Below are 12520 nucleotides of genomic sequence, written 5' to 3'. Positions count from 1 at the left end.
CGCAATAACAGGGCGCGGCATTATAGGCACCGAGACTGGCAAAACAATGGCTTTTTGCTCTGATGTGATCGTCAAGTGCCACCACCGCTGTTTTCGAAATGAGTCATCCTTTCCACGCGAAATCATTAACGCCTTGAGTCAAACGTTTTAACGATAAACAATGTGTTACTTCGCATTTCCACTTGAGATTCATTCATGACTGCCCCCTACCGTTTTCTCGCCTGGCTGCTGCTGCCAGCGTTGATGTCGTGCAGCGTCAACCTGCTGGCTGCGACTGCCGAGGGCGCCCCGCAAGCCCTGCATTTGCTGGATTACATCGGCGCTGACTACCCTCCGACGGTGGAGGCGGGCGAGGTGGTCGATGAGTCTGAATACCGCGAACAATTAGAGTTTCTCGGCGTGTTGCAGGGCCTGGTGGCCGAACTGCCGCAAAGGCCGGAGCGTGTGGAGCTGGTCAAGGGCGTCGATGAATTGTTAGCGGCGGTAACCGCTCGCCAGGAGGGCACGACAGTCGCCCGCCAAGCCCGCCAATTGGGCGCCAAGCTCGCGGTGGCGTATGAAGTCAGCCAGGCTCCGGCGATCACACCAGACCCCGCGCGTGGCGCGCCGCTCTACGCCCAGCATTGCTCGGTGTGCCATGGCACTGCCGGCGCGGGTGATGGTCCTGCGTCAACGGGCATGACGCCGCCGCCTGCTAATCTGCGCGACGCGGTGCGCCTTGATCGCCTTAGTCTTTATGCGATCTACAACACCCTCGGCCTGGGCGTCGAAGGCACCGACATGCCGTCCTTTGCCGATCAACTGGATGATCGTCAGCGCTGGGACCTGGCAACCTATATCGCCGGCTTCACTGCCGACCCGGCCGCAGCAAACAGCGCACAACCTTTCAACCTCGCCGACCTGGCGCGCCAAACCCCCAATGAAGTGCTGGCCGCTGACGGCCCGGCCGCGGCCGCCACATTCCGCGCCCAGCGTGCACAACCGCCGCAGGTCAAGCGTGGCCCGGCGCAGTTGCTCGACTACACCGCGACGACCCTGGACAAAAGCCTCGCCGCCTTCCGCAACGGTGATCACGAACAGGCTTATGACTTGTCGGTAGCGGCTTACCTGGAAGGTTTCGAGCTGGTGGAAAGCTCGCTGGATAACGTTGACGCCAACGTGCGCAAGGACACCGAGAAAGCCCTGATGGCTTACCGGCAATCATTGCAGGACGGCCTGCCGATCGAGCAGGTGCAGCAGCGCCTTGACGTGGCCAAGGGCAAGCTCACTGAATCGGCCGGCTTGCTGGGCAGTGATGGCTTGAGCTGGTCGTTGAGCTACATCTCCGGCTTGCTGATCCTGTTGCGCGAAGGCCTGGAAGCGATCCTGGTGCTGGCGGCGATCCTGGCGTTCCTGCGCAACACCGGCCAGCAGTCGGCAGTGCGCAGCGTTAACGTCGGCTGGGGCCTGGCGCTGTTGGCTGGCCTGGCGACCTGGGCATTGGCGGCGTATGTGATTGACGTCAGCGGCGCCCAGCGCGAATTGCTTGAAGGTTGCACGGCGCTGTTCGCCAGTGTGATGGTGCTGTGGCTGGGCGTATGGATGCACGACCGACGCCACGCAGCGGCCTGGCAGGATTACATCAAGAGCAGCCTGGTGGGCGGCGGCGGGCGGTTCGGCTTTACGATGCTGGCGTTCTTCTCGGTGTACCGCGAGTTGTTCGAAGTGATCCTGTTCTACGAAACCCTGTGGTTGCAGGCAGGCCCCGCTGGGCACAACGCGGTGCTGGCCGGTGGCGCCACGGCGCTGGTGCTGCTGGTGGGCCTGGCGTGGGTGATCCTGCGCGGTTCGGCGAAGCTGCCATTGGCGTTGTTCTTCGGCATCAACGCGGCGCTGTTGTGTGCGCTGTCGGTGGTGTTCGCCGGGCATGGCGTGAAGGCGTTGCAGGAAGCCGGCATCTTCGGCACGCGACCGGTGGCGTTCTTTGACTTCGACTGGCTGGGTATTCACGCCGATGCCTATTCGTTGAGTGCGCAGGCCTTGGCGATCCTGGCAATTGTGGTGCTGTATGGCCGCAGCCGTCTGGCGGAAAAACGCCGCGTGGCAGCATGACGATGCGCGTTTGGATCGATGCAGATGCTTGCCCGCGCGCAGCCAAGGACCAAGTCGTGAAGTTCGCTCTCAAGCGCCAGTTCGACGTGGTGCTGGTGGCGGGGCAGAGTCAGATCAAGCCGAGTTTTGCCTGTGTGAAACTGATCGTGGTGCCCAGCGGCCCGGACGCGGCGGATGACTACCTGGTGGAGCACGCGGTGCCCGGTGAGCTAGTGATCTGCAGCGACGTGCCGTTGGCCGACCGGCTGGTGAAGAAGGGCGTGACGGCCCTCGATCCTCGGGGAAAGGAATTCAGCCCGGCGAACATGAGTGAGCGGCTGGCGGTGCGTAACCTGTTCACCGACCTGCGTGAGCAAGGCCAAATGGGCGGCGGCCCGCCGCCCCATGGGGAAAAGGACAAGCAGGCGTTTGCCAATGCTCTGGATCGGATTCTTACGCGGTTGATGCGCCAGGCCTGATCCTGTAATCCCGAACTGGCTTGTTGTAGCAGGCAGGTTTTATGTGGCGAGCGCGCCTTGTCGTGGCGAGCGGGCTTGCCCCGCGTTGGGCGGCGAAGCCGCCCTAAAACCTACAACCGCGCGCTAACTGACTCACTGCGCCGCCTGAATTGGGGCTGCTGCGCAGCCCAACGCGGGGCAAGCCCGCTCGCCACAACAAGCTCGCTGGCCACCGAACGACCGCTGGCCACAATTAGTCATTCTCGTGAGTCAATTCGAGCACGCGATCCACCAGCTTATTGATACCTGATGCCACCTCACTGATGCGCTTGCCGAGCATGTAGGCCGGGGTGCTCACCAGTTTGCGCGCGGTGTCTTCGACAATATCCTCAACCCCGCATTCCTGGTGAGTGGCGCCCATCTTGTCGAGGGCTGCGGCGGTGTCGGCGCAGTTGCCAATGGTGCAGGTCACGCCGGGGCCGTAGATCTTCGCGGCCAGCGCCGGCGAGATGCAGATCAGCCCCACCGGTTTGCCCGCTTCGGCAAAGGCCTCGGCCAGCGCCAGTACTTGCGGGTTGACGCTGCAACGCGCGCCTTCCACGGCAAAGTTCGACAGGTTCTTCGCCGCGCCAAACCCGCCGGGCACGATCAGCGCGTCGAAGTCTTCGGCACTCGCCTGCGCTATATCCTTCACTTCGCCGCGAGCAATGCGTGCCGATTCCACCAGCACATTGCGTGACTCGGGCATCTCTTCGCCGGTGAGGTGGTTGATCACGTGGTGTTGCGCGATATCCGGCGCAAAACATTGGACCTGAGCACCACGCTGATCCAGGCGAAGCAAGGTGATTACGCTTTCGTGGACCTCTGCGCCGTCGTACACGCCACAGCCGGAAAGGATCACTGCAATCTTTTTGCTCATGAATATTTCTCCCTATTTCGTGGCGTTAAATGTCTACTAATTTGTCACCTGTTGCCAATGGGATATCCCGCCGCTGCCCCTAATCTTGATGTAACAAAAATAGACCGGACTAGCCCATGGACTTCGTGCCTTACGCGGTACCGTTTTTCATCGCCTTGATCGTGGTTGAGTTGCTGGCAGACCGCTGGCGCGGCGAGCGCAATTACCGGGTCGCAGATGCCATCAACAGCCTCAGCACGGGTGTGCTGTCCACCACCACGGGCTTGTTGACCAAAGGCGTGGGGCTGCTGACTTACGCATTCGCGCTCAAGCACCTGGCGCTGGTCGAGCTGCCCGCCGAGCGTGTGTGGACCTGGGTGTTCGCCTTTGTGTTCTACGACTTCTGCTACTACTGGCTGCACCGCTGCGGCCATGAGCGCAACATCCTGTGGGCCGCGCACTCGGTGCATCACCAAAGTGAGGACTACAACCTCACCACCGCCTTGCGCCAGACCAGCACCGGGTTTCTGCTGAGCTGGGTCTTCTACTTGCCCCTAGCCGTGCTCGGTGTGCCGCTGGTGGTGTTTATCAGCGTGGCGTCGCTCAATCTTCTGTATCAATTCTGGGTGCACACCCGCCACGTGCCCAAGCTCGGCTGGTTCGAGTGGTTCTTTGTCACACCGTCCAATCATCGGGCTCACCATGCACAGAATGCTCTCTACATGGATCGCAACTACGGCGGAGTGTTCATTATTTGGGACCGTCTGTTCGGCAGCTTCCAGGAAGAAGACGAAAACGAACCGGTGATCTTTGGCGTGACCACGCCCTTGGCCAGCTGGAACCCGCTGTGGGCCAACCTGCAGTTTTATGCCCAGCTGTGGAGTGATGCGCGACGTACCGAGCGTTGGTGGGACAAGCTGCGCATCTGGTTCATGCGCACCGGCTGGCGCCCGGCGGACGTGAAGGCCAAGTACCCGCTGGCCAAGCCCGACTTGAGCCAGTTCCGTAAATTCGAAGTGCCGTTGGATGCGCGCCAGCAGGTTTACATTGCCTTGCAATTTGCCGCGTATGTGGGGTTTGGCAGCTATTTGATGAATTTCGGCGAAGGGCTGCCGACGGCGGCATTGGTCTTGGGCTGGAGTGCGATGGCACTGGGGTTGTTCACGTTGGGCGTCGCCCTGGAAAACCGCCCCTGGGCGCTGAAGGCCGAGCTGGTGCGCCTGGGGCTGAATGTGCCACTGGTGTGGCTGGCGCCGCTGGTCGGGCTGTGGCCGGCCAGCAGTTTGGGCTGGCTGGGCCTGGTGAGTTACAGCTTGCTCAGCGTGATCGGACTCTACTGTTGCAGGGGCCGAATTACTCGATTGGCGTCTTAGGCGCGTCGATCTTGGCGGGCTCGGCGAGCTGTTCCGCCGCCAGCCGGGCCTTGGCATCTTCGCAGGCCTGGCGGGCAATGCGCGCGTTCTTGAAGCGGCGACGCAGCCACAGGGCCAAGCCCAGCAACAACAGCGCGCCCAACACCCACAGCTCATATTTCTTGATGCTGCCGAGCATGCCTTCCAGCACCGCGCCAAAATGGTACGCCGCTGCGCCAAGCGCTGCTGCCCATACTGCCGCGCCAATGCCGTTGAGCAGCAAATAGCGCAAAGGCGGATAACCGGACAAGCCAATCGCCACTGGCATCACGGTGCGCAGCCCGTAGACGAACCGGAAACTCAGCACCCAGATGTCCGGATGCTTACGGATATGTTCCAGCGCTTTGTCGCCCATCAACTGCCAGCGCGGCTTGCGTGCCAGCAGTTTGCGCCCGTGTTTGCGCCCCAGGAAGTACCACAGCTGGTCGCCGGCATAGCTGCCGCAAAAGGCAACGACCACCACCAGGTTGATATCCATGTATCCACGGAACGCCAGGAAGCCTGCGAGAACCAAAATGGTCTCGCCTTCGAAGAAGGTGCCCAGGAAGAGCGCAAAGTAGCCGAAGTCATGCAGAAATTGTTGAAGCATGGTCTGGGGTGCTGGCGAAATGAACGCGCAGCCTACGCCTTCGTGAACATTCATGAAAGTATCGAGATGTGTCACGAAGTGAACAATTCCTACATAAACGACGAATGCGACTACAGGTCGCATCGATAAGCACAACTGTCATTCCTTCGTCATAATGGCCGCTTATAACTGCAACGCTCGCCCGTAAACGCGGGCTCAGGAGTCTGTCGTGAGCTTTACCCCTGCCAATCGCCTGTTCCCCGCCACCCGTCTGCGCCGCAATCGCCGTGATGATTTTTCTCGCCGCCTGGTACGTGAAAACGTGCTGACGACGAACGATCTGATCCTGCCGGTGTTTGTGCTGGACGGTGAAAATCGTCGGGAAGCGGTGGCGTCGATGCCGGGTGTGGAGCGTTTGACCATTGATCTGCTGCTTGAAGAAGCGGCGAATTGGGTTGAACTGGGGATTCCGGCGCTGGCGCTGTTCCCGGTGACACCGTCTGAACTCAAGTCCCTTGACGCTGCCGAAGCCTGGAACCCGCAAGGCATTGCCCAGCGTGCCACCCGCGCGCTGCGTGAGCGCTTCCCGGACCTGGGGGTGATCACCGACGTGGCGCTGGACCCGTTCACCACCCACGGCCAGGATGGCATTCTTGACGAAGACGGCTATGTTCAGAACGACATTACCGTCGATGCGCTGGTCAAGCAGGCGTTATCCCACGCAGCCGCAGGCGCCCAGGTCGTCGCGCCGTCGGACATGATGGACGGCCGCATCCAGGCGATTCGCGAAGCCCTGGAACTGGCCGGCCACGTCAATGTGCGGATCATGGCCTACTCGGCCAAGTACGCCAGCGCCTATTACGGCCCCTTCCGCGATGCGGTGGGCTCGGCGCTGAACCTGGGCAAGGCCAACAAGGCTTCGTACCAGATGGACCCGGCCAACAGCCATGAAGCCCTGCACGAAGTGGCGGCCGACCTGGCCGAAGGCGCCGACATGGTGATGGTCAAGCCCGGGATGCCGTACCTGGACATCCTTTGCCGGGTCAAAGAGGAATTCAAGGTGCCGACCTTTGTCTATCAGGTCAGCGGTGAATACGCCATGCACATGGCCGCGATCCAGAATGGTTGGTTGAGTGAAGGGGTGATCCTCGAATCCCTGACTGCCTTTAAACGTGCTGGCGCCGATGGCATTCTGACTTACTTCGCCGCCCGCGCTGCCCAATTGCTTAGAGAGCAACAATAGCCCTCACAGGAACACTCGATGAATACCGAAGGACTCTCAGAAGTTGCCGTAAAAGACGCTCACCCGGTGGTGGAACAAGTCACCGAAACGCCGCCTGAAATGGAGCCGGCACCGCCTGCCGTGGTGGCCGAGGCGCCCGCGCCGGCCCCGGTAGCGGCGGTGACCAACCTGGATGACAGCAGCCTGTACATCCACCGCGAGCTGTCGCAACTGCAATTCAACATCCGCGTGCTCGAGCAGGCGCTGGATGAGTCCTATCCGCTGCTGGAACGGCTGAAATTCCTGCTGATCTTCTCCAGCAACCTGGACGAGTTCTTCGAGATCCGCGTTGCCGGCCTCAAAAAGCAAATCACCTTCGCCCGCGAACAAGCCGGCGCCGACGGCCTGCAGCCGCATCAGGCCCTGGCGCGCATCAGCGAGCTGGTGCACGGCCATGTGGACCGCCAATACGCGATCCTCAACGACATCCTGCTGCCGGAACTGGAAAAACATCAGGTCCGCTTCATCCGTCGCCGTCACTGGACCACCAAGATCAAGACCTGGGTGCGCCGTTACTTCCGTGACGAGATTTCCCCGATCATCACGCCGATCGGCCTCGACCCGACGCACCCGTTCCCGCTGCTGGTAAACAAGAGCCTGAACTTTATCGTCGAGCTGGAAGGCATCGACGCCTTCGGTCGCGATTCGGGCCTGGCGATCATCCCGGCACCGCGCCTGTTGCCACGGATCATTAAAGTACCGGAAGAGGTGGGTGGCGCTGGCGACAACTATGTATTCCTGTCGTCGATGATCCACGCGCATGCCGACGACTTGTTCCAGGGCATGAAGGTAAAAGGCTGCTACCAGTTCCGCCTGACCCGTAACGCCGACCTGGCACTGGACTCCGAAGACGTCGAAGACCTGGCCCGTGCCCTGCGCGGCGAGCTGTTCTCACGCCGCTACGGCGACGCGGTGCGACTGGAAGTGGCAGACACCTGCCCTAAACACCTGTCGGACTACCTGCTCAAGCAGTTCAACCTGGCCGAGTCCGAGTTGTACCAGGTCAATGGCCCGGTCAACCTGACGCGCCTTTTCAGCATCACCGGCCTGGACAGTCACCCCGAGCTGCAATACACGCCGTTCACGCCGCAGATCCCGAAACTGCTGCAAAACAGCGAGAACATCTTCAGTGTGGTGAGCAAGCAGGACATTCTGCTGCTGCACCCCTTCGAGTCGTTTACCCCGGTGGTCGACCTGCTGCGCCAGGCCGCCAAAGACCCGCACGTGCTGGCCGTGCGCCAGACGCTGTACCGCTCCGGCGCCAACTCGGAAATCGTCGATGCACTGGTCGACGCCGCGCGTAACGGCAAGGAAGTCACCGCGGTGATCGAGTTGCGTGCACGGTTCGACGAAGAGTCCAACCTGCAACTGGCCAGCCGCCTGCAAGCGGCCGGTGCGGTGGTGATCTACGGTGTGGTCGGCTTCAAGACCCACGCCAAGATGATGCTGATCCTGCGCCGCGAAGCCGGTGAGATCGTGCGTTACGCGCACTTGGGCACCGGCAACTATCACGCCGGCAACGCCAAGCTCTACACCGACTACAGCCTGCTGACCTCCGACGACGCCTTGTGTGAAGACGTCGGCAAGTTGTTCAGCCAGTTGATCGGCATGGGCAAGACCTTGCGCATGAAGAAGCTGCTGCACGCACCGTTCACGCTCAAGAAGGGCATGCTCGACATGATTGCCCGCGAGACTCAGTTCGCCCTCGACGGCAAGCCGGCGCACATCATCGCCAAGTTCAACTCGCTGACCGACCCGAAGATCATCCGCGCGCTGTACAAGGCCAGCCAGTCCGGTGTGCGCATCGACCTGGTGGTGCGCGGCATGTGCTGCCTGCGCCCGGGCATTGTCGGCGTGTCGCACAACATCCATGTGCGCTCGATCATCGGTCGCTTCCTGGAGCACACGCGGGTGTTCTACTTCCTCAACGGCGGCGAGGAGCAGATGTTCCTCTCAAGTGCCGACTGGATGGAGCGCAACCTCGATAAGCGGGTGGAAACGTGCTTCCCGGTGGAAGGCAAGAAACTGATCATGCGCGTCAAGAAGGAGCTGGAAAGCTACCTGACCGACAACACCCACAGCTGGAGCCTGCAATCGGACGGCCGTTACGTGCGTAACACACCAACCGGCAACCAGAACCCGCGCAGTGCGCAGGCGACGTTGCTGGAGAAGTTGGGTAGCCCGATTCTGGCGGTGAACTAAAAGCCTGCGCAGATCCAATGTGGGAGCGGGCTTGCCCGCGATAGCGGTAGGTCAGTCAAAGATGCATTGACTGATACTCCGTCATCGCGGGCAAGCCCGCTCCCACAGTTGTTTTTGCAGTGTTCTTTAGATCGGCTTAGCGCAGGTTCAGGCTAAACCCCACCCGCGTCAGCCATTCCGCTTCCTGGGCGAAGTCCGCCTGGGTCAGCTGGTTTTCGTCCAGCCAGCCTTTGGGGAACACCACGTCCAGGCTGTCGCCGTTGGCGCGCAGGGTTACCTGGGGCATTTCCTGGGTGCCACGGATGTGGTGGAACAGAATCGCAAAGCGCAGCAGCACGCACAGGCGAATCAGCTTGATACCTTCGCCGCCGAAGTCGGCAAACTTGTCCTTGGGGATGTTGCGGCGATGGCCGCGCACCAGCAGGGCGAGCATCTGTTGGTCTTCACGGGAGAAACCGGCGAGGTCCGAGTGCTCGATCAGATAGGCGCCATGCTTGTGGTAATGGTAGTGGGCGATGTCCAGGCCCACTTCATGCACCTTGGCGGCCCAGCCGAGCAGCTCGCGCCACACGCCGTCTTCCAGCTCCCAGTCCTCGGCCACCTGGTCGAACGCGTGCAGGGCTTTGCGCTCCACACGGGCGGCCTGTTCCAGGTCGACGTGATAACGCTCCATCAGCGAGCTGAGGGTGCGCTCACGCACGTCTTCGTGGTGATGACGGCCCAGCAGGTCGTAGAGCACGCCTTCGCGCAGGGCGCCGTCGCAGTGGTCCATGCGTTGCAGTTCGAGGGCGTCGAAGATCGCTTCGAGAATCGCCAGGCCGGCCGGGAAAATGGTGCGGCGGTCGGGTTTGATGCCGTCAAAGTCGATCTTCTCGGCATCGCCCAGCTTGAACAGTTTGCGCTTGAGCCATGCCAGGCCTTCGGCGTTGACCTCACCGGTGCCATGGCCGCCGGCCTTGAGGGCCAGGCCGATAGCGCGGATGGTGCCGGACGAGCCGATGGCTTCATCCCAGGTCAGGCGGTGCAGAGCGTGTTCGATGCTCATGATCTCCAGGCGCGCCGCCGTGTAGGCCTGTGCATAGCGCGCCGGGGTGATCTTGCCATCCTTGAAGTAACGCTGGGTGTAGCTGACGCAACCCATCTGCAGGCTTTCGCGCAGCAGTGGCTCGAAACGCTGGCCGATGATGAATTCGGTACTGCCACCGCCGATGTCCGCCACCAGGCGTTTTCCGGGGGTGTCGGCCAGGGTGTGGGACACGCCGAGGTAAATCAGGCGCGCTTCTTCACGGCCGGAAATGACTTCTACCGGGTGCCCGAGGATTTCCTCGGCGCGGCGGATGAAGTCGCCACGGTTGCGGGCTTCTCGCAAGGCGTTGGTGCCCACGATTCGCACAGCGCCCAAGGGCATGCCGTTGATCAGTTGGGCAAAACGCTTGAGGCAATCGAGCCCGCGCTGCATGGATTCTTCATTGAGCTGGCGCTCGTCGTCGATCCCGGCAGCCAGTTGTACTTTCTCGCCGAGCCGCTCAAGGATGCGGATTTCGCCGTTCTGGGCCTTGGCCACGACCATGTGAAAGCTGTTGGAGCCCAGGTCGATGGCGGCGATCAGGGACAGATTCTTGGCTTGGGATTGCGGCATGGTTTGGGGGTCTCGGTCGATAACCCGACCATCGTGCCACGATCGACCGCTGGCGCCAACGCGTTGTGCTTCAGTAATTTTCGTGAGGCTGGCTGTAGGGAATTCTTGTGGGAAATGTAGGGCGGGTTTGTAAGCAATAGTTGAATAGGGCCTTCGAGGCTGTAGGAGTAGATAACCACGCTCCAGTGTAAGACCTGCTCGGAATTTGCTTACAGTAAGCGAGTAAATGGACTCGGCGTTATTTGCTTTTGTACTACCCGATCAGCGAGTTAGAGGGACAATTTGTTTATATCCCTCCTACAGCGACTGTTGTGTTGTCTGATTCTTTAATCAAGTGCCAAGGCGACAGACTGTCACCCGGCAATTTTGCCTGGTGGTATTTATTTATTGTTATGCATGTCCCGGAAGATAAATGATTGGGCGATGGAGCCGCCAAACACAAATAAAGAACACCTGATAACTTATTTTAGTGACAGGATGAGCATGAAAAAAATTGTTGGTTTGACTCTCGGTATTACCTGCCTGGCTGCGGCGTTAAGTGCCCAGGCAACCACGAACAGTGCGACATTGACCGTCATCGGCACGATCAAGCCTGCAGCGTGCAGCCTTAATCTTACTGGCAACGGTGAAATCAACTACGGCAATATTCGCTCGGGCGAATTGTCCCAGACGGCGTTCAACCCGCTCACGGAGAAGACCGTTGGCTTGAACATCCTTTGCAATGCGCCAACCACATTCGGGGTCACCTTTACCGATTTGCAAGCGGGCTCCAAGGTGCCGGGCATCCTGGGTGCGGGCTATACCGAAGCGCAGAACTTTGGCTTGGGCGCTGTAGGTACCCGGCGAACCGGCGGCTACTCGGTCGCGCTCACCAACCTGCGGGCATCCAATACGACGCTATATCCCATCATGCGTACTGGCGCCTCGTGGCAGCACAGTGACGGCAAAGTTGCACACCTGACCCAGTACTCGTGGCGCAATGGCTCGGCCCTGACGCCCGCCTCAATCAGTCAATTGACCGGCACTATTGCAGTCAAAGCTGTTATCAACAGGGCGGCGGAGTTGGACTTGAGGAACGACGTCTCCCTTAATGGGCGTGCGACGATTGTACTGAACTACACCTAAGCAATATAAAACAACCGATCCGGAAACTAACGCGTTCTGGTCGGTTGTTTTTTTGTGGGCGTTTGTCTGCCGGAAATCAACTTTATACGTTGTGGGGAACATTCAATGCGGTGTTGTTCGATACTAAGTCGAGCGTTGTTTTTTAGCCTGTTGTTTACTGCAGTTGCTGCGGCGGACGGTATGCAGCCTGAAACAACGGTGGTACTGCTCTATGAAGAAGAGGGCGAAGCCACAATAAACATCAAGAATACGGATGCAGGCCGGGCGTTGCTTCATTCAGTGGTAGAGAATGTGCCTGAGGACCTGGAGCCGCTGTTGATTGTCACACCGCCCATTACGCGCGTGGAGGCGGGCGACACGCAATTGGTGCGCTTCATCAGTACCTTGAAGGAGCCGCTCAAGACTCAGCGGCTCAAGCGTGTGTCCTTCGAGGGTATTCCCCAGGCGCGTGCCGAACAGGGGGCCACGATCGGTATCACCATCCGGCAGAACTTGCCGCTGATCCTGCACCCAAAAGGCCTGCCCCGGCATCAAACACCCTGGGAGTTATTGAAGTGGAAGCGGGTGGGTGAGCGTCTCACCGTGCATAACGACAGTGCCTATGTCGTGCGCATGGCGGCGGATGTGCAGTTGCTTCCACAAGGCATCAAGGCAGCGTTACCGCGTGCTTATATTTTGCCGGGCGAAGCGCTCGCAGTGTCAGCCGCAAGCCCCTTGGGCGGTGTGGCCGAGGTTGAGTTTCAGCCGGCGACTGTCTATGGGTTTGCGGTAGACGCATATCGGGCTGCAATCAATGCTGATGAGAGTTGACCGGCTCATGGCACGCCCTTCGAATCACGTCGCCCCCGCGTCTTTTTTGTTTTGCC

The 12520-nt window shown here is 60.3% G+C and carries 10 protein-coding genes; 7 read left to right on the top strand and 3 right to left on the bottom strand.

The features are described 5' to 3' along the window. The first annotated feature begins 195 nt into the window (after positions 1 to 195). Together PspR76_RS29585 and PspR76_RS29580 are read left to right on the top strand one after the other, a co-directional pair. Positions 196 to 2091 (top strand): FTR1 family protein, encoded by a 1896-nt coding sequence (locus PspR76_RS29585; RefSeq protein ID WP_159960879.1) that lies wholly within the window; start codon positions 196 to 198, stop codon positions 2089 to 2091. 2 nt (positions 2092 to 2093) lie between these two features. Continuing rightward, positions 2094 to 2549, top strand: coding sequence for a YaiI/YqxD family protein (locus PspR76_RS29580; RefSeq protein WP_159961681.1), 456 nt, complete (start codon positions 2094 to 2096; stop codon positions 2547 to 2549). 232 nt (positions 2550 to 2781) lie between these two features. On the opposite strand, the gene elbB is transcribed toward PspR76_RS29580, so the two are convergent. Next, positions 2782 to 3447: an isoprenoid biosynthesis glyoxalase ElbB gene (gene elbB / locus PspR76_RS29575; RefSeq protein WP_159960877.1), complete on the bottom strand. Its 666-nt coding sequence runs from the start codon at positions 3445 to 3447 to the stop codon at positions 2782 to 2784. A gap of 116 nt (positions 3448 to 3563) precedes the next feature. Between elbB and PspR76_RS29570 the strand changes: the two genes are divergently transcribed. After that, a complete protein-coding gene (locus PspR76_RS29570; protein WP_159960875.1) occupies positions 3564 to 4799 on the top strand; it encodes a sterol desaturase family protein in 1236 nt (411 codons plus the stop codon). On the opposite strand, the gene PspR76_RS29565 is transcribed toward PspR76_RS29570, so the two are convergent. Then, entirely contained in the window at positions 4780 to 5427 is a 648-nt protein-coding gene (locus PspR76_RS29565; RefSeq protein WP_159960873.1) for a DedA family protein, read from the bottom strand. The two genes, PspR76_RS29570 and PspR76_RS29565, sit on opposite strands and share 20 nt — an antisense overlap. Positions 5428 to 5635: 208 nt before the next feature. Here PspR76_RS29565 and hemB point away from each other — a divergent pair, with 208 nt between their 5' ends. Then, positions 5636 to 6649: a porphobilinogen synthase gene (gene hemB, locus PspR76_RS29560; RefSeq protein ID WP_159960871.1), complete on the top strand. Its 1014-nt coding sequence runs from the start codon at positions 5636 to 5638 to the stop codon at positions 6647 to 6649. Positions 6650 to 6667: 18 nt separating this feature from the next. Beyond that, positions 6668 to 8890, top strand: coding sequence for a polyphosphate kinase 1 (gene ppk1 / locus PspR76_RS29555; protein ID WP_159960869.1), 2223 nt, complete (start codon positions 6668 to 6670; stop codon positions 8888 to 8890). Positions 8891 to 9026: 136 nt separating this feature from the next. Here ppk1 and ppx read toward each other — a convergent pair whose 3' ends face one another. Beyond that, positions 9027 to 10529 carry an exopolyphosphatase gene (gene ppx, locus PspR76_RS29550; protein WP_159960867.1) on the bottom strand — a complete coding sequence of 501 codons (1503 nt, stop codon included), beginning with the start codon at positions 10527 to 10529 and terminating at the stop codon, positions 9027 to 9029. Positions 10530 to 11012: 483 nt separating this feature from the next. Between ppx and PspR76_RS29545 the strand changes: the two genes are divergently transcribed. Both PspR76_RS29545 and PspR76_RS29540 read left to right on the top strand, forming a co-directional pair. After that, positions 11013 to 11654, top strand: a complete 642-nt coding sequence (locus PspR76_RS29545; protein ID WP_159960865.1) for a DUF1120 domain-containing protein — start codon at positions 11013 to 11015, stop codon at positions 11652 to 11654. A gap of 105 nt (positions 11655 to 11759) precedes the next feature. Then, entirely contained in the window at positions 11760 to 12464 is a 705-nt protein-coding gene (locus tag PspR76_RS29540) for a fimbria/pilus chaperone family protein (RefSeq protein ID WP_159961678.1), read from the top strand. Positions 12465 to 12520 lie beyond the last annotated feature (56 nt).

This window comes from Pseudomonas sp. R76 (assembly GCF_009834565.1).
Lineage (GTDB): Bacteria > Pseudomonadota > Gammaproteobacteria > Pseudomonadales > Pseudomonadaceae > Aquipseudomonas.
This window is presented reverse-complemented; position numbering and strand designations above follow the sequence as displayed.

Excerpts from the sequence above, each read along its gene's own strand:
- PspR76_RS29570 (WP_159960875.1), top strand. The coding sequence starts at position 3,564 with ATGGACTTCGTGCCTTACGCGGTACCGTTTTTCATCGCCTTGATCGTG.
- PspR76_RS29565 (WP_159960873.1), bottom strand. The coding sequence starts at position 5,427 with ATGCTTCAACAATTTCTGCATGACTTCGGCTACTTTGCGCTCTTCCTG.
- ppk1 (WP_159960869.1), top strand. The coding sequence starts at position 6,668 with ATGAATACCGAAGGACTCTCAGAAGTTGCCGTAAAAGACGCTCACCCG.
- PspR76_RS29585 (WP_159960879.1), top strand. The coding sequence starts at position 196 with ATGACTGCCCCCTACCGTTTTCTCGCCTGGCTGCTGCTGCCAGCGTTG.
- PspR76_RS29545 (WP_159960865.1), top strand. The coding sequence starts at position 11,013 with ATGAAAAAAATTGTTGGTTTGACTCTCGGTATTACCTGCCTGGCTGCG.
- PspR76_RS29540 (WP_159961678.1), top strand. The coding sequence starts at position 11,760 with ATGCGGTGTTGTTCGATACTAAGTCGAGCGTTGTTTTTTAGCCTGTTG.
- PspR76_RS29580 (WP_159961681.1), top strand. The coding sequence starts at position 2,094 with ATGCGCGTTTGGATCGATGCAGATGCTTGCCCGCGCGCAGCCAAGGAC.
- ppx (WP_159960867.1), bottom strand. The coding sequence starts at position 10,529 with ATGCCGCAATCCCAAGCCAAGAATCTGTCCCTGATCGCCGCCATCGAC.
- elbB (WP_159960877.1), bottom strand. The coding sequence starts at position 3,447 with ATGAGCAAAAAGATTGCAGTGATCCTTTCCGGCTGTGGCGTGTACGAC.